The following is a 19037-nucleotide window of genomic DNA, read 5'->3' as shown; positions in this document are numbered from 1 at the left end:
TGTGCGCGGGCGGGCGTTCGAGAAGTGAACGCCTCAGGAGGCGAGGCGCTGGCTGATGACCTTGGAGACCCCGTCCCCCTGCATCGACACGCCGTACAGGGCGTCGGCGACCTCCATGGTCCGCTTCTGGTGCGTGATCACGATCAGCTGCGAGCTGTCCTTCAGCTCCTCCATGATCCGGATGAGCCGCTGGAGGTTGGTGTCGTCGAGGGCCGCCTCGACCTCGTCCATGACGTAGAACGGGCTCGGCCTGGCCTTGAAGATCGAGACCAGCAGGGCGACGGCCGTGAGGGAGCGTTCGCCCCCGGAGAGCAGGGAGAGCCGCTTGACCTTCTTGCCCGGCGGCCTGGCCTCCACCTCGACGCCCGTGGTCAGCATGTCCGAGGGATCGGTGAGCAGCAGGCGCCCCTCGCCGCCGGGGAACAGCCGCGAGAACACGCCCTCGAACTCGCGCGCGGTGTCGTGGTAGGCGGCGGTGAACACCTGCTCCACCCGCTCGTCCACTTCCTTCACGACCTGAAGGAGGTCGGTCCGCGTCTTCTTCAGGTCGTCGAGCTGCTCGCTCAGGAACTGGTGGCGCTCCTCAAGCGCGGCGAACTCCTCAAGCGCCAGCGGGTTGACCTTGCCGAGCTGCCGGTACGCGCGCTCGGCCGCGCGCAGCCGCTTCTCCTGCTCCGCCCGCACGAAGGGACCGGGCTCCTCCGGCGCGCCGTCGCCGGCCGCGCCCTCCTCGCCCGCCACCGAGGGCGACGGCGGAACGGGCTGGTCGGGACCGTACTCGCGGACCAGCACCTCCGGCTCCACGCCCAGTTCCTCCAGGGCGCGCGTCTCCAGTTGCTCGATCCGCAGCCGCTTCTCCGCCCCGAGCACCTCGCCCCGGTGCACCGAGTCAGTGAGCTTGTCCAGCTCCTCCTTCAGGCCGCGGCCGGCGTTCCGTTCCGCCGTCAGGGCCGTTTCCCGTTCCGCCCTGGCCCGCTCGGCGGCCTCCCGCTCCGCGACCGCGCGCGCGAGCGACACCTCGACGTGGGCCAGCAGCTGCCGTGCCCCCGTGGCCACCGCGGCGGCCACCTCTCCCTCGTGCCGCATCCGCGCCCGCCGCCGCTCGGCACGCGCCCGCGCCTCGCGCTCCGCGCGCGCCGCCCGGTCCAGCGCGTCGGCCCGGCCGGCCAGGCCCTTGACCCGCTCCTCGTGGGTGCGGACCTGGAGGCGGGCCTCCATCTCGGTCTGCCGCGCGTTCGCGCCGTCGGCGGCCAGCCGGTCCCTGACCGTGGTGTCCGGCTCCTCGTCCCCGTCGGCCGCCTCCTCGGCGACGGCGAGCCGTTCGGCCAGCTCCTCGGCCCGCTCCTGCGCCCGCGCCAGCTCGTCACCCGCCCGTTCGACGGCGGCGCCGGCGCGTTCCGCCTCGCCCGCCGCGCCTTTGGCCTGCCCGGAGAGCCGGCCCAGGTCCTGGGCCACCTCGGCCCTGGCCCGCTCCGCCGCGCTGCGCCGTCGCGCCAGCTCCTCCACCGCCGCCGCGCACGCCGCGCGGCGCTCCGCGGCCCGCTCCCGGGCCGCGGTGAGTTCGACGGCCCGCCGCTCCAGGCGGGCGAGACCGGCCGCCGCCTCGTCGACGGACGCCTGGACCTCAAGCAGGCTGGGGGCGCCCGCCGATCCGCCCTGGGCCAGGTGGGCGGACAGCAGGTCGCCCTCCGCGGTGACCGCCGTCAGCCCGGGGTGGCGTGCGACCAGCTCGCGCGCGTCCTCAAGGGTGCCGACCACCACGGTGTCGCGCAGAAGGCGGCGCACGGCCGGCAGCAGACTCTCGGGGCCGCTCACCAGGTCGGCGGCGGCGGGCCGCGCGGGGTCGGTGGGCAGTGCCCGGCCCTGCCCACCGGCCTCGGGCGCGCCGCCGACCAGCAGCGCGGCGCGGCCCGCGTCGTCCTTGCGCAGCATGGCCAGCGCCTCGGCCGCCGCGGCCGTGCCCTCGACGGCGACCGCGTCCGCCGCCGCGCCGAGCGCGGCGGCGACGGGCACCTCGTAACCGGGAGTCACGCTCAGGAGTTCGGCGGCGGGGCCGAGCAGCCCAGCGACCCGGTCGGCCGCCGCGAGCAGCGCGCCGGTGCCGTCCTTGCGCCGCAGCCCCAGGGCGAGCGCCTCGTGGCGCGCGGAGAGCGCGGCCCGCTCCCGCTCGGTCGCGGTGACGGCCTCGCGCGCCTCGGAGAGCGCGGTGTCGGCCTCGGCCAGCTCGCGCCCGGCCGCTTCGTGCGCCCGCGCCAGTTCGGTGTCCCCCGCGCCGAGGCCCTCGACCTCGGCGCGCAGCGCCTCGTACTCCTCCTGCGCGGCCGAGGCCCGCGCCAGGGCCTCGTCCCGGGCGGCGGTGAGGCGTTCGATCTCGGCGCGGGCGGATGCCGCCTTGCCGCGGGCGGCGTTGGCCTGGCCGGTCAGCCGGGCCAGGCCCTCCCTGCGGTCGGCGATGGCGCGCGCGACGTCCTTGAGGCGCCGCTCCTCGTCGGCCAGCCGGCGTTCGAGTTCCGCCCGGTGCTCGACCGTGTCGTCGAGCGCGCGGCCGGCCGCGTCGAGCGCCGCCGTCAGCTCCGCCTCCTGCTCGCGGATTCGGGCGGCCTCGCGTTCCATGTCCTCCGGGTCCCGGCCGCGGCGCTCCTCGGGCACCTGGGCGCGGGAGCTGGTGACCCTCGCGTCGGCCAGGCTCACCGTGCCGCGCACCCGTTCCGCCAGTTGCGAGAGCTCGTACCAGGTCGCCTGGGCCCGCTCCACGCGCGGGACGAGCGTCCTGACCTCCTGCTCCAGCTCCGACTCCCGGCGCGCGGCCTCCCGCAGCCGCGCCTCGGCCGCTTCCTTGCGCTCCTTGAGGGCCGCCTCGTCCGCGATCTCGGCGCGCAGCGCGGCGCGCTGGGTGACCAGGTCGTCCGCGAGCAGCCGCAGCCTGGCGTCCCGGAGGTCGGCCTGGATGACGGCGGCCCTCCTCGCGACCGCGGCCTGCCGGCCGAGCGGTTTCAGCTGGCGCCTCAACTCGTCGGTGAGGTCCTGGACCCGGGCCAGGTTGGCCTGCATGGCGTCGAGCTTCCGCAGCGCCTTCTCCTTGCGCTTGCGGTGCTTGAGGACGCCGGCCGCCTCCTCGATGAACGCACGGCGGCCGGTGGGGTCGGCGTGCAGCACCGAATCGAGCTGGCCCTGCCCGACGATCACGTGCATCTCGCGGCCGATGCCGGAGTCCGAGAGCAGGTCCTGCACATCGAGAAGGCGGCAGGTGTTTCCGTTGATCTGGTATTCGCTGCCGCCGTTGCGGAACATGGTCCGCGTAATGGTGACCTCGGTGTAGTCGATCGGCAGCGCGCCGTCGGCATTGTCAATGGTCAGCGACACCTCGGCGCGGCCCAGGGGCGGGCGCCCCGTGGTCCCGGCGAAAATGACGTCCTCCATCTTGCCGCCGCGCAGCGACTTGGCCCCCTGCTCCCCCATCACCCAGGAAAGCGCGTCCACCACATTGGATTTGCCCGAGCCGTTCGGACCGACCACGCAGGTGATGCCGGGCTCGAAGCGCAGTGTCGTGGCCGATGCGAAGGACTTGAACCCGCGCAGGGTCAGGCTCTTGAGGTGCACGCCGTGCGACTTTACCCGGCGCTCCTCGGCTATTCGCCGTTTCGACGCGGGGAATGCAGGGCAGATCAGTGGGTAAGCAACGCGGGGGTGGTATGGGCCCGGACATGACGAAGGGACGCCGAAGCGTCCCTCGCATTGACTCCCGCGAGCGGGAGCCCTCCGACTCTGTCCTCGTCGTCGAGGTCAGGTGAGGGCGGGCTCTGCCTTGGAGACGTCGATGCCGTCGAGCACCGAGTCGCCGTGACGAGCGGCGGCGGCGAGCGCGTCGTTCTCCGCCTGGACCCGGAGCAGCTGGGTTTCCAGGTCCTGTACGCGCTGCTGAAGCCGTCGCATCTCGGCGAGGACTCGGGGGTCGGAGCCGCCGACGTAACCGAGAAGCGCCTTTGCCATGATGGATGGTCCTCCACACTGAGTGACCGACCGAAGCCGTGGTGGGTCGTGAGGGATTGAATCCGCGACATCCGCTTCGGCCTGTATGCGACGGCCATACGGCGGAGATGCGCGGGACTTTCAGCGTCTCACCAAAAAGTGGGACGGTCAACACGATCACACCGCGTATCCCCCGAGTGCCATGGCGGCTCCTGGGCCGCTCGCGCGGGGACCGCGGCGTCCGTCCGGCGGTGGATCAACGCCCGCGCGGTGGGGGTGATTGCCGCAGCTTTGCACGTCGGAGCGGGGATGGCAAGCGTTCGTCGGCCCTTTCCCGCCGTCGGCGAAAGGCGGGTGTCAGCGGATCGCGAACCCTTCGTATCCGCCCCTGGGTGTGTCCCATATCTCGGTGACGCCCTCGACGCGTCCGGGCGTGTCGCCCTCCCGGAGCCACCGCAGCAGCGACAGGCACCGCTCCCCCGGGCCCTCCGCCACGACCTGGACCCGCCCGTCGGCGGTGTTGAGCGCGAAACCCCGCAGCTCACCGATGGCCAGCGCCCTGGCCCTCGTGTGCCAGCGGAAGCCGACGCCCTGCACATGGCCGCGCACCCACGCGGTCATCCGGACGGGGACGGCGCTGTCGGCCGGGGGCGGTGCGTGCGGTGGTGAGGGACACATGTGACGCACGCTATCCCCCGCGCACGCTCGGGAGCCCTGGTGCCCGGGCCTCGATGCCGTAAGGTCACGCGGTGAACAACCACCCGTTCGGGTGATTTTGTGATCTTCGAGTGGACGAGGACGGTGCTGCCTGATGGGACGCCATCGCCGCCGCCGCGGCCACGCGCGCACCGGTCTGATCGGCGCCTCCGCGGCGCTGACCGTGGGCGCGGTGGCCGTCGGAACGGGCCTGCTGCCCGGCATCGGGGACAGCCTGAGCGGGTCGGGGACCGACGACGTGCGGGCCCAGGACCAGGAGGCCGGCGCGGCCCGCCCCACCCCGCCCGGGCAGAAGCCGGAACGGACCCCCGGAAGCGCGACTCCCGAGACCGCCACCGAGGAGGAGAGCGCCGAGGAGACCGCGGAGCCGAAGGACGAGGAGTCGGAGGAGGAGTCCGCCGCCCCGCCGGCGCCCGAGCCCTCCCCCGCCCCCTCCTCCGGCCCCCCGGCCGGCGGGACGCCGGAGGAGGAGCCGCCGCCCGCGCCCCCGGCTCCCGAACCCACCACGGCGCCACCGCCGCCGAGCGAGGACCACGAGCCGAGCCAGGACCCGGGCGGCACCGAGGCCGAGGCGGTGCTCGCGCTCGTGAACGAGGAGAGGGCGCGGGCCGGCTGCCAACCGCTCGCACTCGATCCCGCGCTCGGCGCCCTCGCCGCGGCGCACAGCCGCGACATGGCGGAACGGGGCTACTTCGGCCACACCGACCCCGACGGCGCGACCCCCTGGGACCGGGCCGCCGCCGCGGGCGTCGACCACCTCGGCGGCGAGAACATAGCCCGCGGCCAGCAGGACGCCGCTTCCGTCATGGCCGGCTGGATGTCCAGCGAGGGACACCGCGCCAACATTCTGAACTGCGACTTCACCACCCTGGGCGTCGGCGTGCACCACGCGGACGGCGGCCCCTGGTGGACCCAGAACTTCGGCTTCTGACCCGGGCCCGCCGCGGCCGGACCGGCGGCCTCAGGCCCTCGCGGCGCCCGCGCCGGTCCGCGGCGCGCGCTGGCAGCGCGGGCAGAAGTAGCTCGACCGGTTCATCCACGGGCGGCGGCGCACGGGACCACCGCACCTGCGGCACGGCTCGCCCTCGCGCCCGTAGACATCGAGCGATCGTGAGAAGTAGCCCGACTGCCCGTTCACGTTGACGTACAGGCTGTCGAAGCTGGTGCCGCCCACGGCGAGCGCCGCGGTCATCACGTCGCGGACGTGCCGCACCAGCTCCGCGGTGCCGCGGCGGCTGAGGGACGCGGTCGGGCGGTCGTAGTGCAGCCCGGCCCGCCACAGGGCCTCGTCGGCGTAGATGTTGCCCACTCCGCTGATGAGCGACTGGTCGAGCAGGGCGCGCTTGAGTGTGGTCCTGCGACGGCGCAGCGCCGCGTGGAAGGCGTCCTCGTCGAACTCCTCGTCCAGCGGGTCGCGCGCGATGTGGCCGATGACGTCGGGAACGCCTGCCTCGGTCAGGGGGTGCAGCGAAAGCCCGCCGAAGGTGCGCTGGTCGACGAACCGCAGCTCGCCGCGCGCGAGATCGGTGAACGTGACGCGCACGCGCAGGTGCTTCTCGTCCGGGGCGCGCTCCTGGTGGACGAGCAGCTGCCCGCTCATGCCCAGGTGCGCGAGCAGGGCGACACCGTTCTCGAACGGCAGCCACAGGTACTTGCCGCGACGGCGCACGTCGGTCACCGCCATGCCCCGCATGCGGTCGGCGAAGTCCTCGGCGCCGGCCAAATGCCGGCGGACCGCCCGCGGATGCAGCACCTCGGCGGCCTCGACGGTGCGGCCGCCGACCCAGCGGGCGAGGCCGCGCCTGACGACCTCGACCTCCGGCAGCTCAGGCAACGGGCGCCCCGTCCGCCGCCGCGTGCCCCTGCTCGCCGTCGATCGCCGCCCGGATGGCGCGCCAGGCGGTCTCGGCCGCCTGCTGCTCGGCTTCCTTCTTGCTGCGGCCAGTGCCGGTGCCGTAGGTCTCGCCACCCACACGGGCCGCAGCGGTGAAGATCTTTTCGTGGTCCGGGCCGGTCTCCGTGATCACGTACTCGGGCACGCCGAGGCTCTCGGCCGCGCTCAGTTCCTGGAGACTCGTCTTCCAGTCCAGACCCGCGCCGAGGTTCGAGGAGCGCTCGATGACCGGGTCGAACAACCGGTGCACCAGTTCGTCGGCCGCGGAGAGCCCCTGGTCGAGGTAGACCGCGCCGATCACCGCCTCCAGTGTGTCGGCGAGGATCGACGCCTTGTTCCGTCCGCCGGTGCCCTCCTCGCCCCGCCCGAGCCGGACGAAGGCGCCGAGATCGAGACCGCGCGCCACCTCCGCGAGGGCCCGGGCCTGGACGACCGCGGCGCGCAGCTTGGCGAGCTGCCCCTCGGCGAGGTCCGGATGCCTGCGGTAGAGCGTGTCGGTGACGACCAGCCCGAGGACGGAGTCCCCGAGGAACTCAAGCCGCTCGTTGGTGGGCAGGCCACCGTTCTCGTAGGCATAGCTGCGGTGGGTCAGCGCACGCACCAGAAGGGCGGGCTCAAGCCGGTAGCCGAGCCGCCCTTCCAGAATCGCGAGGGACGAGGCCGTGTCCACCGACGCCTGGGGTTGCGACCTCCTGGCGTGTGACATGGAGCCTGTCACCCGCCGATCAGACCTCGAGGACCTGGCGGCGGTTGTACGTGCCGCAGTTGCCGCACGCGGTGTGCTGCAACCTCGGTTCCTGGCAGCGCTCGCAACGCACCAGAGTGGGGACCGCAGCCTTCCACTGCGACCGGCGGTGGCGCGTGTTGCTGCGCGACATCTTCCGCTTCGGAACAGCCACGGCTACTTCTCCTGTGGATCGTCCTCGCTGCCGCGAGGTGGCTTCTCTTGCTTGTCTTGCCCGGCGGACTCGTCGGAACGCGCACGCCCGGCGAACTCCTGAAGGGCCGCCCAACGGATGTCGACCGGCTCCTCGTGCCCGTGGTCGGGGTCCTGCGCGAGCGGTGTCCCGCAATCGGGGCACAGACCCGGGCAGTCCTCCCGGCAGACCGGCTGTAGGGGCAGTGACAGCACCACCGCGTCCCGCAGCACGGGTTCAAGGTCGAACAAGTCGCCCTGAAGGAACAGCGTTTCCTCGTCGCCCTCCTCCTCGTCCGGCTCCGCCGGGCGACGGAGCGAACTCTCGGAGTCGGGGTAGGAGAACATCTCCTGGAAGTCCGCCGACGCCTCACGGGCCAGCGGCTCAAGACACCTTACGCACTCCCCCGTCAGCGGGGCGTGCACGGTACCGGTGACCAGCACCCCCTCCATGACGGACTCCATGCGCAGCTCCACGTGCAGCTCGGCACCCCGGCGCACGCCGATGACGTCCGTACCGAAGTCGTCAGGGGCCTCCACCGTGCGTGCGAGCCGTTTGAGCGCACCGGGACGACGCCCCAGCTCACGTGTGTCGAACACGAGAGGGGCTCGGCGATCCAACGGGGCGTTCAGGGCGGTCTGCTTTCTCACGATGGCTGGGCCTGCTGCGATGAAGCCGCGCACGACGGCCCTCGACGAGGGGCGGGCGGGCAGCCGCGACCACGACAGGTGGGGCGACCGAAGGGCCAGCATACTTCACGGCCCGCCGGGCACCCAATTCCGGCGGTCAGGAGTGACCCTGCTGGTAGCGGCGCAGGTGCTCCGCGTCGATCATGCCCGTGTCGAACAGGCTGGTCTCCTCCAGCGTGCCGGGCGCCTGGTGGCCGTACCCCTGCTGCGCCCGCGGGTCCGCCGCGTAGCCGGGCTGCGCGGTGCCGTAGCCGTCGGGCCCGTAGCCGTCCTGCGCCCCGTACCCGCCGGACGCGTAGCCGGCCGCGCCGTAGGCCGTCTCCGCGTACCCCGCCTGCGCGTCGTACGCGCCCTGGGTCCCGTCCTGCGCCCCGGGGGCGTAGGACGGCGGGCTCGCGGCCCAGCCGTTCGCGGCCGGATCGGCCGCCGCGATCGCCGGGGCCGGCGCCTGGGGTGCCTGGGGCGGCGGAGGCGGCTGGGGAACGGACCGCGGCTGGGGAACGCCGAGGTAGTCGTAGGTGTCCTGCTCGGCCCGCGGGTCGAAGTAGCCCTCGCCAGGACCCGTGCCCTCGCCCGCGTCGCGGGCCTCCTGGGCGGCGACGTGTTCGGCCAGCTCGTCGATGGGGCGGTGGCCGGTCAGCTTCTGCCGGCCCCGGCCGACCGCTTCGAGCGTCTTGGTGAGCACCGCCTCGATGGCGCCGAACTGCGCCTCCACGTAGGCGTCCGCCTGCGCGAGCAGTTCTTGCGGCTCGCCCCGCTCGGGGCCGAGCAGCTTGGTCCTGCCGCGGTCGACCGAGCCGATCGTCTTGCCGAGGACGACCTCGAAGTTGGCCAGCTTGCTGTCCACGTAGTCGTCCGCCTCGGCCTTGACCTCCTCGGCCTCCTGGCGGGCGGCGGCCAGGATGCGGGACGCCTCGTCCTGGGCACGCTGGACGATCTCCGTGCCGTCGACGAGGGAACCGCGTTCGGCGTGCGCCGCCTCGACGATGCGGCGCGCCTCCTGCCTGGCCTCGGCGACGACCTGCTCGCGCCCGCCCAGCACCTCGCGCGCCTCGGCGATCGAGTCGGGCAGCGCCCGGCGCACCTCTTCCAGCCTGCCGAGCAGCTCCGACCTGTTGATCACGCAGGACGCCGACATCGGCATGCTCTTGGCACCGCGGATCGCCGCGACGATCTCGTCAAGTTTCTGCTGTACGTCCACGAGGCGACTGTACGGCCAACGGGCCCCTCGCGGGCACCGGTTCGCCCGGCGGGGCGGTGCGCGTCCCGCCGGGCGGACCCGCGGGCCTCAGGAGCGGCGCAGCTTGGTGCCGAGCGCGGCGAGCACCGGCTCCGGCACCAGGTGCGCGACGTCACCGCCCCATGCGGCGACCTCCTTGACCAGGCTGGAGGACAGGAAGCTGTAGGTGGGGTTGGTGGGGATGAACAGGGTCTCGACGCCGGAGAGCCCGTTGTTCATCTGGGCCATCTGCAACTCGTAGTCGAAGTCGCTGACCGCCCGCAGGCCCTTCACGATGGCCGGGATGTCACGCTCTTTGCAGTAGTCGACCAGCAGGCCGTGGAACGACTCCACCACCACGTTGCCGTAGCTCGCCGTGCAGTCCTCGATCAGCGCGATGCGCTCCTCGACCGTGAACATGCCCTGCTTGGACTTGTTGATCATGACGGCGACGTGGACGACGTCGTAAAGCTTCGAGGCTCGGGCCACAATGTCGAGATGCCCAAGGGTGACGGGATCGAAGGACCCCGGACAGACGGCGCGACGCAACGGTCTTTCCTCGCTCCCCCGGTCGTTCATGACCGGTCGCTGACGTGGTGGACGACGGGCCGGGCGTACCAGAGCGTTCCCTCGCCGTAGCGGCGGGAACGCAGTTCCTGGAACCCGGTCGGCCAGGCGAAGGCACCCCCGCGGGTGCTCCGCTCCACCGTGACGACGGTGTCACCGGTGAGCCAGCCGTTCCGTTCGAGTGTGAGCAGGATCTCCTGAAGATCGCCATCGCCCACCGCGTAGGGCGGGTCGAGGAAGACCAGGTCGTAGGGCGCGCCGGGGGGCGGACCCGCCACGAGCTGCTCGGCCCGCACCGTGCGCGGCTCGGCGCCGGGCAGCCCGAGGGACCTGATGTTGGCGCGGATGGTCCCGGCGGCCCGCGCGTCGGCCTCGGCGATCAGGACGTGCGCGGCGCCGCGGGACAGCGCCTCAAGGCCGACCGCGCCCGAGCCGCCGTACAGATCGAGCACCCGGGCGCCGTCGAGCGGCCCCCACAGCGCGGTCCAGGTCGAGAACAGGCCCTCGCGCGCCCGGTCGGACGTCGGCCGGGTACCGCCGCCCGGCGGCACGGAGAGCCGTCGGCCGCCGGCCGTCCCAGCGATCACGCGGGTCATGCGGTCCTCACAGCACTCGTCGGTCAGCCGTCCCGGTCCACGCTATCCGGATCGGCGGGCGGCCAGGCACCGAGGTCCGGCGGGACCGGGTGCCCGGCGGGGGCCGGCCGGGCCAGGCGCCTGGCGACGCGCGCGGCGGCGGACTCGTCGTCGTACACCTCGCTCACCAGGCCCCCGTCCGGCGTGTGGTCGTGCTCAAGCTCGTACAGGCACAGCTCGGCCCCGGCGGGGTCCCCCGGGCCCCGCGGGCCGAGCAGGAACGCGTGCTCGTACAGCACGATCCAGTCCTGACCGCCGGAACGGCCGCGGGGATCGGGCAGGCGCTCGATCGCGTAGGCCCGCGCCCCGGCCAGCCGCTCCAGGGCGTCGGCGCCCGGCCGGTCGGCGTTGACGGCCCGGCGCAGCAGCCGCCGCACGTGGGCGGCGGGATCGTCCCCCGGGTAGGTCCGCCCGCCGTGGACCTGGCCCCCCGGGACGGTCGGCGGCTCCGGCCCGGTCTCCGGGCGGTGGGTCATGCCTGCTCCTCCTCGCGGACACCGGGCCGCTCGCCGTCGTTCCCTCTGGTCTGCTCGATCGGGCCCGCGCGTCAGCCTTCGGCCGGCCGCTCGGCGGCGCCGACCAGCGCGGGCGAGACGTACCTCGACCAGGAGAGGCAGCCGTCCGGCGGGCAGTGCTCGGGCCGGCGCGGGTCGTGCCCGAGCTCGCGGAGCTTGGTGCGGACCGAGTCCGGGGTGCGGCCGAAGCGGGCGGCTATCCGGGCTATGGTCTCGCCCGCGTGGAACCTGCGGGTCAGGTCCTCCTCGTGCTGCGGCACCCAGGGCGCGCCGTGCCCGGGGAACAGCTCGCGCAGGATGTCGCGGTCCGGGATCGGCTCCGCGACGTCCGCCGCCAGGGCCAGCGCGCGCAGGCCGCGGTTGAGGGCGATGCGGAGTGCGGGCACGTCGGCCAGCGGCATGGTCAGCACGCCGGAGGCCACGGGCGCCTCCGGCTGGGTCTCGCGCCAGCCCGTGAGCGTCAGGGTGAGGGTGAGGTCGTCGTCGCTCGCCAGCTCGACGCGGAAGATCTTGTCGCCGAGCGGCAGTTCGTTGGTGTGCCTGAATGCCATCGAGCAACCCCCAATGGTCCAACAGCCGCAATCCCCGCTGGATTGCCGCGGACGTAGTCCATTCTCGCAGGTGGCACTGACAATTGACGGCCCGTCGGGTCCCGTCAGCCCTTGTCCAGGAACTCCTCGCGGTCCGCGTCGAGCAGCGCGTCGAGCGCCGTCCTCAGATCGGGCGAGTCGGTCAGCTCGGGGTCCCGGGCGACCAGCGCGGTGGCCTCGGCCCTGGCCTCCGCGATGAGTTCCTCGTCGTCGATGACGGCCAGCATCCGCAGGCTGCTGCGGCCCCCGGACTGGGCCTGGCCGAGCACGTCGCCCTCGCGGCGCTGCTCCAGGTCGATCCGGGACAGCTCGAAGCCGTCCGTGGTCCCGGCCACGGCGGCCAGCCGCGCCCGGGCGCTCCCGCCCTCGGGGGCGTCGGTGACCAGCAGGCACAGGCCGGGCGCGGAGCCGCGGCCGACCCGGCCGCGCAGCTGGTGGAGCTGGGAGACGCCGAACCGGTCCGCGTCCATGATCACCATGGCGGTCGCGTTGGGCACGTTGACACCGACCTCGATCACCGTGGTCGCGACCAGCACGTCCACCTCGCCCGCCGCGAAGCGGCGCATCACGTCGTCCTTGGCCTCGGGCGCCATGCGGCCGTGCAGGACCTCGGTGCGCAGCCCGTCGAGCGGGCCCTCGGCCAGGCGGGCCGCCACGTCGAGCACCGCGAGCGGCGGGCGCTGCGCGTCCCCGCCGTCGCCGTCCTCGGTCTCGTCGGACCCGCCGGCGGTCGCGGACCCGCTCGCGGCCCGCTCCCCGGGCCCGTCGTTCGCGTCGTCGCCGATCCTCGGGCACACCACGTACGCCTGGTGCCCGTTCGCCACTTCCTCCCGCACCCGCTCCCAGGCCCGGGTCAGGTAGTGCGGCTTGTCCCGCACCGGCACCACGTGGGAGGCGATCGGCGAGCGCCCGCGCGGCAACTCGTCGAGCACGGAGGTCTCCAGGTCGCCGAACACCGTCATGGCCACCGTGCGGGGGATCGGCGTGGCCGTCATGACCAGCAGGTGCGGCGGGCGCTCGCCCTTGGCGCGCAGCGCGTCCCGCTGCTCGACCCCGAACCGGTGCTGCTCGTCGACCACCACGAGGCCCAGGTCGTGGAACGCGACCACGTCCTCGATCAGGGCGTGCGTGCCGATGACGATGCCGGCCTCGCCCGTGGCCGCGTCGAGCAGCGCCTGCCGCCTGGCCCTGGCCCCCATCGAACCGGTCAGGAGGGTGACCCGGGTGCCGTGCTCGGCTCCCCCGAGCAGCCCGCCCTCGGCGAGGTCGCCCAGCATCTCCGTGATCGAGCGGTGGTGCTGCTGGGCCAGCACCTCGGTGGGCGCCAGCAGCGCGGACTGGCCCCCGGTGTCGGCCACGGCCAGCATGGCGCGCAGCGCCACCAGCGTCTTGCCGCTGCCCACCTCGCCCTGGAGCAGGCGGTGCATGGGGTGGTCGGCCGCCAGGTCGGCGAAGATCTCCTCGCAGACCCGCTGCTGGCCGCCGGTGAGCGAGAACGGCAGCCTGCCGTCGAAGGCGTGCAGCAGCCCGCCGGCCGCCGGCCGCCTCGGCACCGCGGGCAGCTGGGCCGCCGCCGCGCGCCGCCGGGCGAGTGCCACCTGGAGGACGAAGCCCTCGTCCCACTTCAGCCGCGACCTCGCCTCGGTGATGTCCTTCCTGGTGCGCGGCCGGTGCACCTTCTCGAACGCCTCGGGCAGCGGCAGCAGACCGCGTCCGGTGCGCAGGGAGCCGGGCAGCGGGTCGACCAGCCCGTCCCAGCCCGTCGCGGCCAGCGAGTCGAGCACGACGCCGACGGACTTCGCGATGCGCCAGGACTCCAGTTGCTTGCAGGCGGGGTAGAGCGGCAGCGGCCGGCCCGCGAAGTCCTCGACGCGGCCGGCGTCGTCGTCCTCGTCGAGCAACTCGTACGCCGGATGGGACAGCTGGAGGCTGCGGTTGAACATGGAGACCTTGCCCGCGAACATTCCGCGCCGCCCCGGCAGCAGCACCCGCTCGTGGTGGTGGACCGCGCGCCGCCCGAAGAACACCAGCCTGAGCCGGCCGCTGCCGTCGGTGAGGGTGACTTCGAGCCGGACGCCCCGCCCGCCGTTGAACGTGTGGAGGCGCGTGTCGGCGACCTCGGCCACGACGGTGACGTGCTCGTCGAGCGGCAGGTCGGACAGGCGGGTCAGCTCACCGCGCTCGGCGTAGCGGCGGGGGTAGTGGTGCAGCAGGTCGCCGACCGTGTGCAGGCCGAGGTGGGCGGCCATCACCTTCGCGGTGGTGCCGCCGAGGGACTTGGCGAGTGGCTCCTTCAGCGCGGTCACGCCGCCCATTGCACACCATGGCACCGACAGCCGGGCGGACGGGCGCGGCGCTACTCGACGCCGATCAGCAGCGGCGCTTCCTGCCTGCCCTCGTACACGACGGTGTCCACGCCGTAGTGGCCCCGCCGCACGCGGGCCTCAAGGAGGTCGGCCAGCGCGCGTTCGGTGGCGGCGCCGAGGACCAGCGTGACGAGTTCGCCGCCCGCGGACAGCATCCGTTCCAGCACCTCGCGCGCCACCGCGGCCAGGTCGCCGCCGATCACGGCGACATCGCCGTCGATCAGCCCGAGCACGTCGCCGGCCTGGCAGATGCCGGCCGTGGTCCAGGACTGCCGTTCGGCGACGGCGACTTCACCGAAGCGGGTGGCGCCGGCCGCCGCCGTCATGGCGACCACGTCCTCGTCGAACCGCCGCTCCGCGGCGTGCACGGCGAGCGCCGCGAGGCCCTGCACCGGCGAGCGGGTGGGCACCACGGCGACCCTGACGCCCGCGGCCCTGGCCTGCTCGGCGGCTGCCGCGGCGGCGTGCCACAGGGCGTCGTCGTTCGGGAGGAGCACGACCTCGCCGGCGCGGGTGCCGAGGATGGCCGCGGCCAGTTCGCCGCCGCCTGGCGGCTCGTCCGCGTCCGCCGTCACGGTGGTCGCGCCGGCCTGCGCGCACAGGCCCGCGAGGCCGTCGCCCGGCAGCACCGAGACGACGGCGCGAGCGGCGCGGGGCGCGGGCGGCGCGGCGCCGGCCGGGAGCCCGGTGATCCGCACCCGGTGCGGGCGGCCGGCCTCGATGCCGGCCTCAACGGCGCCGCCGGGTTCCGCCGTGTGCACGTGGACGTGCCACAGGCCGTCGCCGCCGACGACCACCAGGGAGTCGCCGAGCGCGTCGAGGCGCGCGCGGAGTGCGGGCAGGGCCTCGTCGCGCGCGTCGAGCAGGTAGATGACCTCATACTGCGGGACGGCCCGCGGGAACTCCCGGCGCGCCGGGTGCTCGTGCCGCCCGGGCCCGGCCGCCGGCGCGCACGCCGGTGCGCCGGCGGGCTCGGGCGCCGAAGCCCGCTCCGGCCCGCCGTGGGCCGCGGGCGGGCGGCCGAGCCGGTCGCGTATGGAGGCGTCGGGCGGCCGTCCCGACAGCGCGGCGTCGAGGGCGTCGAGGACGGCGAGGAGACCGCTGCCCCCGGCGTCGACGACGCCGGCCTCGGCGAGGACCGCGAGCTGGGAGGGGGTGCGGGCCAGGGCGGCCCTGGCCCCCGCGCAGGCGGCGGCGGCCACGTCGGCCGTCGTGCCGCCGGCGCGTTCCGCCGCGTCGGCCGCGGCCGTCGCGACGGTGAGCATGGTGCCCTCGACGGGACGGGCCACCGCCTCGTAGGCGGAGGAGGCGGCCCGGCGCAGGGCGCGGCGCAGGGTGTCCGCGGTGGCGGGTTCTTCGCCGTCCGCCAGCACCTCGGCCATGCCGCGCAGCAGCTGCGCGAGGATGGTGCCCGAGTTGCCGCGGGCGCCGATGAGCGCGCCGTGCGCCATGGCCCGTACCGCCTGCCCGAGCGTGGGGGTCGCGGTGCCCGCGGCGGCCACGGCCTGTGCGGCGGACTCGACGGTGAGGTAGAGGTTGGTCCCGGTGTCGCCGTCGCGGACGGGGTAGACGTTGATCGCGTCGATGTCCTCGCGGGCCCGGCCCACGGCGTCGAGGGCGTCGCGGCACCAGCGCCGGACCGCTGCGGCGTCGAGCGGCTGCGGCACGGGGACCTCCTGGGCGCGGGCGGGTGCCGGCGTGGGTACGGCCGGGTACGGCCTGCGGCGGGTGCAGCTTAAGCCTTCGTCCGCCGGGGGGCGCGATTTCGTTCCCCGGGAAGGGCCGCGGTATGCTGCCCCGGTTGCCTGGTGTCGTCCTGACGTGCCGGGCGCCTCCCTCGGGTCCCAGCGACCTCGTGGGTCCCACGTACGTTTCCGTCTCCTCGCCCCGGCGGGGCGACCTGTCTTTGGAGTGACCCGTGGCTGCCAACTGCGATGTCTGCGGCAAGGGGCCGGGCTTCGGCAACCGTATCTCCCACTCGCACCGCCGCACCCCCCGCCGTTGGAACCCCAACATTCAGCGGGTGCGTGCGGTGATCAACGGGACGCCGAAGCGCCTGCACGTCTGCACCTCGTGCATCAAGGCGGGCAAGGTCTCCCGCTGACGCCCCGCCCGGCGGTTCGCCGCCGGTGCCCCGGCCCGCCCGGTGCGCGGCGGACGCCGCCTGGCGGCGTCGGGCGCGGCCCGGGCTCTCGGCTTCTGAGCCGGTCCACCGTCACGGTGGGCCGGCTTCTTGCGTGCGGCGGCCCATCCGGTGGCCGTGGTCGACCGGTCCGATGCCGCCGCCGAGCGGGAAGCCTGCGGCTATGGCGCCGGTGACGTAGTCCTTGGCCGCGGCGACGGCGTCCGCGACGCCGTCGCCGTGCGCGAGCCGCGCCGCGATCGCCGAGGCGAGGGTGCATCCGGTGCCGTGGGTGTGGCGGTTGGCCAGGCGCGGGGCGCGCAGCCAGTGCTCCTCCGTGCCGTCGGTGAGGAGGTCGACGGCGTCGCCCGGGAGGTGGCCGCCCTTGATCAGGACCCAGCGCGGCCCGTGGGCGAGCACGGCGGCGGCGGCCCGGCGCAGATCGGCCTCGTCCCTGACGTGGACGCCGGTCAGGTACGCGGCCTCGGCCAGGTTGGGGGTGACCACCGTCGCCGCCGGCAGCAGCCGCGTGCGCATCGCGTCCAGCGCCTCGGGCGCCAGCAGGGTGTCGCCGTGCTTGGAGACCCCGACGGGGTCGACGACGACGGGGGCGTCGGTGGCGGCGAGCAGGCCGGCGACCGTTTCGACGAGTTCGGCCGTGGCGAGCATGCCGGTCTTCACGGCCTCGACGCCGATGTCGTCGACGACGCTGCGGTACTGCCGGGTGACGGCCTCGACGGGCAGCGGCCAGGCGTCCTGGACGCCGAGCGAGTTCTGGGCGGTGACCGCGGTGACGACGCTCATTCCGTGCGTGCCGAGCGCGAGCATCGTCTTGAGGTCGGCCTGGATGCCCGCGCCGCCGCCGGAGTCGGAGCCCGCGACGGTGAGCACACGTGGAGGAGCCTGCATGGGTACGACAGTACCCATGCCGCGGCGGCGGGTTCAGGTCAGGAGCCGAAGTGGTCCCAGCCGCCGGCCTTGTCCCAGACCGCCCCGTCGACGGTGACCTGCGGGGCGCCCCGGCCCCTCGCGGGCAGCACCCCGCCGATCGTCCGCCACCGCGCGGGGAGTTTCGTCTCCGGCGGGAACGTGGCGACCAGCGCGTGGTCCTCGCCGCCGGTGAGGACCCAGTGCAGCGGGTCGACGCCGACGGCCTGCCCGATGTCGGACATCTGGGCCGGGACGTCGAGGGCGGCGGAGGTCAGGTCGATCCGGACGTTGCTCGCCTGCGCCACGTGGCCGAGGTCGGCGACGAGCCCGTCGCTGACGTCGGTCATGGCGGTGGCGCCCAGCGCCGCGGCGGCCGGGCCCGCCTCGTAGGGCGGTTCCGGGCGGCGGTGCGCCTCCACGAACGCGCGGGGCGAGCGGAACCCTCGGGAGAGCACGGCGTGCCCCGCGGCGGACCAGCCGAGCCAGCCGGTGACGGCGACGACGTCGCCCGGCCTCGCCCCCGACCTGGTGACAGGTTCGCGTCCGCCGAGGTCGCCGAGCGCCGTGATCGAGACGGTGACGGCCTCGCCGCGCACCACGTCACCGCCGGCCACCCCCGCGCCCGCGACCCGGCACTCGTCGCGGATGCCGTCCATCAGCTCAAGCGGCCAGGTGACGGGGAGTTCGGCGGGAACGACGAGTCCGAGGAGGATGGCGGTGGGCACCGCGCCCATGGCCGCGATGTCGGCGAGGTTCTGCGCCGCCGCCTTGCGGCCGACGTCGTAGGCCGTCGACCAGTCGCGGCGGAAGTGCCGCCCCTCGACCAGCAGGTCGGTGCTCGCGACGACCCGCCGGTCCGGGGCCGCGACCACCGCCGCGTCGTCGCCCGGGCCAAGACGCACCGCGGGTGTGCCGGTGATCCGGGACGTCAGTTCCCGGATCAGCCCGAACTCCCCCAGCTCCCCCACACTGCCCTTCACTCGGCTCTCCTCATGCTCGACTCGCCGCCCTCCGCCGGGAGCCCGTGGCCGCATCGCGCCCCCGGCGTCTCCCGGTGCTGGTCATGACGCGCTACGGTAGCGCCCCCGCTCCTCGTAGCCGCTGTGGAGGACCCGTGGTACAGGCGTACATCCTGATCCAGACCGAGGTGGGCAAGGCGTCCACGGTGGCGGAGGTCATCTCCGAACTGCCCGGGGTACTCCAGGCCGAGGATGTCACGGGCCCCTACGACGTCATCGTCCGCGCCGAGGCGGGCACCGTCGACGAACTCGGCCGCCTCGTCGTCGCGGAGGTGCAGCGCGTGAGCGGGATCACGCGCACGCTGACCTGCCCCGTCGTCCATTTGTGACACCGCGTATGCTCGCCGGGTGATACCGATTCCGCGCCGTTTGCCCCCCGTGCTGTGTGCCTTGCTCGCCACGGCCGCCTGCACCTCGGGCGCGGGCGCCGAGGACGTGACGCCGCCCGCCCCGACGGGCGCGGCGGCGGACGCGTGCCGCGCGCTGGCCACCGAGCTCCCGGATCGGGTGGACGGCGCGGAACGCGGCGCGCTGGCGGAGGAGAGCCCCTTCGCCGCCGTGTGGGGTGACCCCGCGATCGTGCTGCGCTGCGGCGTCGCGGAACCGCGGGTGGTCACCCCGGACAGCGAGAGCTACGACCCGCTGGGCGCCGAGTTCGTCGGGGTGAACGAGGTGACCTGGCTGCTTGAGGAGGAGTCCGACGGCGCCCGGTTCACCACGGCGGAACGGCAGGTGTTCGTCGAGGTGACCGTCCCCGACGCCTACGCGCCCGAGGTCAACCCGCTGCTCGACCTGGCCGCGGCCATCGACCGGCACATCCCGCTCGACCCGCTCTACGCCCCTCCCACGTGACCGGGGTGCCCCGGGCCTCCGACGGGGCCCGGGATC

At 74.4% G+C, this 19037-nt stretch carries 20 protein-coding genes; 4 read left to right on the top strand and 16 right to left on the bottom strand.

Translation table 11 applies throughout. The features are described 5' to 3' along the window. Positions 1-33 precede the first annotated feature (33 nt). From smc to LC193_RS23770, 3 genes are all read right to left on the bottom strand, one after another. On the bottom strand, positions 34-3600 hold the full coding sequence (smc, locus tag LC193_RS23780; protein ID WP_226077307.1) for a chromosome segregation protein SMC: 3567 nt from the start codon (positions 3598-3600) through the stop codon (positions 34-36). 183 nt (positions 3601-3783) lie between these two features. Continuing rightward, positions 3784-3990, bottom strand: coding sequence for a hypothetical protein (locus LC193_RS23775; RefSeq protein WP_086157772.1), 207 nt, complete (start codon positions 3988-3990; stop codon positions 3784-3786). A 336-nt stretch (positions 3991-4326) separates the two neighbouring features. Then, the gene (locus LC193_RS23770) at positions 4327-4647 is read right to left on the bottom strand and encodes an acylphosphatase (RefSeq protein ID WP_226077305.1); all 321 of its coding nucleotides are present in this window, start codon (positions 4645-4647) and stop codon (positions 4327-4329) included. Positions 4648-4780: 133 nt separating this feature from the next. On the opposite strand from LC193_RS23770, the gene LC193_RS23765 reads away from it, so the two are divergent. Continuing rightward, positions 4781-5617, top strand: a complete 837-nt coding sequence (locus LC193_RS23765; RefSeq protein WP_226077302.1) for a CAP domain-containing protein — start codon at positions 4781-4783, stop codon at positions 5615-5617. Positions 5618-5647: 30 nt separating this feature from the next. Here LC193_RS23765 and mutM read toward each other — a convergent pair whose 3' ends face one another. The 11 genes from mutM to LC193_RS23710 all read right to left on the bottom strand — a co-directional run bounded on the left by mutM (position 5648) and on the right by LC193_RS23710 (position 15745). After that, positions 5648-6520, bottom strand: coding sequence for a bifunctional DNA-formamidopyrimidine glycosylase/DNA-(apurinic or apyrimidinic site) lyase (gene mutM / locus LC193_RS23760; RefSeq protein ID WP_226077301.1), 873 nt, complete (start codon positions 6518-6520; stop codon positions 5648-5650). Then, positions 6513-7286 carry a ribonuclease III gene (gene rnc, locus LC193_RS23755; protein ID WP_226077299.1) on the bottom strand — a complete coding sequence of 258 codons (774 nt, stop codon included), beginning with the start codon at positions 7284-7286 and terminating at the stop codon, positions 6513-6515. The genes mutM and rnc overlap by 8 nt, the downstream gene beginning before the upstream one ends. A 19-nt stretch (positions 7287-7305) precedes the next feature. After that, entirely contained in the window at positions 7306-7479 is a 174-nt protein-coding gene (gene rpmF, locus LC193_RS23750) for a 50S ribosomal protein L32 (RefSeq protein WP_049568059.1), read from the bottom strand. Positions 7480-7481: 2 nt separating this feature from the next. Continuing rightward, positions 7482-8096, bottom strand: coding sequence for a YceD family protein (locus tag LC193_RS23745; protein ID WP_226077296.1), 615 nt, complete (start codon positions 8094-8096; stop codon positions 7482-7484). Between the two features lie 187 nt (positions 8097-8283). After that, positions 8284-9387 carry an ATP synthase F0 subunit B gene (locus LC193_RS23740; protein ID WP_226077294.1) on the bottom strand — a complete coding sequence of 368 codons (1104 nt, stop codon included), beginning with the start codon at positions 9385-9387 and terminating at the stop codon, positions 8284-8286. 87 nt (positions 9388-9474) lie between these two features. After that, on the bottom strand, positions 9475-9954 hold the full coding sequence (coaD, locus tag LC193_RS23735) for a pantetheine-phosphate adenylyltransferase (RefSeq protein WP_226078861.1): 480 nt from the start codon (positions 9952-9954) through the stop codon (positions 9475-9477). A 26-nt stretch (positions 9955-9980) separates the two neighbouring features. Then, on the bottom strand, positions 9981-10568 hold the full coding sequence (rsmD, locus tag LC193_RS23730; RefSeq protein ID WP_226077292.1) for a 16S rRNA (guanine(966)-N(2))-methyltransferase RsmD: 588 nt from the start codon (positions 10566-10568) through the stop codon (positions 9981-9983). A gap of 23 nt (positions 10569-10591) precedes the next feature. After that, complete coding sequence (locus tag LC193_RS23725) at positions 10592-11083, bottom strand: DUF6227 family protein (RefSeq protein ID WP_226077290.1); 492 nt, start codon at positions 11081-11083, stop codon at positions 10592-10594. 71 nt (positions 11084-11154) lie between these two features. Next, positions 11155-11673, bottom strand: coding sequence for a hypothetical protein (locus LC193_RS23720; protein ID WP_226077288.1), 519 nt, complete (start codon positions 11671-11673; stop codon positions 11155-11157). 104 nt (positions 11674-11777) lie between these two features. Then, the gene (gene recG, locus LC193_RS23715; RefSeq protein ID WP_226077286.1) at positions 11778-14027 is read right to left on the bottom strand and encodes an ATP-dependent DNA helicase RecG; all 2250 of its coding nucleotides are present in this window, start codon (positions 14025-14027) and stop codon (positions 11778-11780) included. A 41-nt stretch (positions 14028-14068) separates the two neighbouring features. Continuing rightward, positions 14069-15745 (bottom strand): DAK2 domain-containing protein, encoded by a 1677-nt coding sequence (locus tag LC193_RS23710; protein WP_226077284.1) that lies wholly within the window; start codon positions 15743-15745, stop codon positions 14069-14071. Between the two features lie 251 nt (positions 15746-15996). Between LC193_RS23710 and rpmB the strand changes: the two genes are divergently transcribed. Then, positions 15997-16182 (top strand): 50S ribosomal protein L28, encoded by a 186-nt coding sequence (gene rpmB, locus LC193_RS23705; RefSeq protein WP_086157785.1) that lies wholly within the window; start codon positions 15997-15999, stop codon positions 16180-16182. 111 nt (positions 16183-16293) lie between these two features. On the opposite strand, the gene thiD is transcribed toward rpmB, so the two are convergent. After that, entirely contained in the window at positions 16294-17109 is an 816-nt protein-coding gene (thiD, locus tag LC193_RS23700; protein ID WP_226077282.1) for a bifunctional hydroxymethylpyrimidine kinase/phosphomethylpyrimidine kinase, read from the bottom strand. A 38-nt stretch (positions 17110-17147) separates the two neighbouring features. Then, positions 17148-18110 carry a thiamine-phosphate kinase gene (locus tag LC193_RS23695; protein ID WP_226077280.1) on the bottom strand — a complete coding sequence of 321 codons (963 nt, stop codon included), beginning with the start codon at positions 18108-18110 and terminating at the stop codon, positions 17148-17150. A gap of 134 nt (positions 18111-18244) precedes the next feature. Here LC193_RS23695 and LC193_RS23690 point away from each other — a divergent pair, with 134 nt between their 5' ends. Together LC193_RS23690 and LC193_RS23685 are read left to right on the top strand one after the other, a co-directional pair. Further along, on the top strand, positions 18245-18478 hold the full coding sequence (locus LC193_RS23690; protein WP_226077278.1) for an Lrp/AsnC family transcriptional regulator: 234 nt from the start codon (positions 18245-18247) through the stop codon (positions 18476-18478). Between the two features lie 61 nt (positions 18479-18539). Then, positions 18540-19001 carry a DUF3515 domain-containing protein gene (locus tag LC193_RS23685; RefSeq protein ID WP_264086280.1) on the top strand — a complete coding sequence of 154 codons (462 nt, stop codon included), beginning with the start codon at positions 18540-18542 and terminating at the stop codon, positions 18999-19001. Positions 19002-19037: the final 36 nt, after the last annotated feature.

The sequence above is a fragment of the Streptomyces marincola genome (assembly GCF_020410765.1).
Lineage (GTDB): Bacteria > Actinomycetota > Actinomycetes > Streptomycetales > Streptomycetaceae > Streptomyces > Streptomyces marincola.
This window is presented reverse-complemented; position numbering and strand designations above follow the sequence as displayed.

Bases quoted from the DNA above. Each gene is read 5' to 3' on its own strand.
- LC193_RS23775 (WP_086157772.1), bottom strand. From the start codon at position 3,990: ATGGCAAAGGCGCTTCTCGGTTACGTCGGCGGCTCCGACCCCCGAGTC.
- LC193_RS23770 (WP_226077305.1), bottom strand. From the start codon at position 4,647: ATGTGTCCCTCACCACCGCACGCACCGCCCCCGGCCGACAGCGCCGTC.
- LC193_RS23765 (WP_226077302.1), top strand. From the start codon at position 4,781: ATGGGACGCCATCGCCGCCGCCGCGGCCACGCGCGCACCGGTCTGATC.
- rnc (WP_226077299.1), bottom strand. From the start codon at position 7,286: ATGTCACACGCCAGGAGGTCGCAACCCCAGGCGTCGGTGGACACGGCC.
- rsmD (WP_226077292.1), bottom strand. From the start codon at position 10,568: ATGACCCGCGTGATCGCTGGGACGGCCGGCGGCCGACGGCTCTCCGTG.
- LC193_RS23725 (WP_226077290.1), bottom strand. From the start codon at position 11,083: ATGACCCACCGCCCGGAGACCGGGCCGGAGCCGCCGACCGTCCCGGGG.
- LC193_RS23720 (WP_226077288.1), bottom strand. From the start codon at position 11,673: ATGGCATTCAGGCACACCAACGAACTGCCGCTCGGCGACAAGATCTTC.
- recG (WP_226077286.1), bottom strand. From the start codon at position 14,027: ATGGGCGGCGTGACCGCGCTGAAGGAGCCACTCGCCAAGTCCCTCGGC.
- thiD (WP_226077282.1), bottom strand. From the start codon at position 17,109: ATGCAGGCTCCTCCACGTGTGCTCACCGTCGCGGGCTCCGACTCCGGC.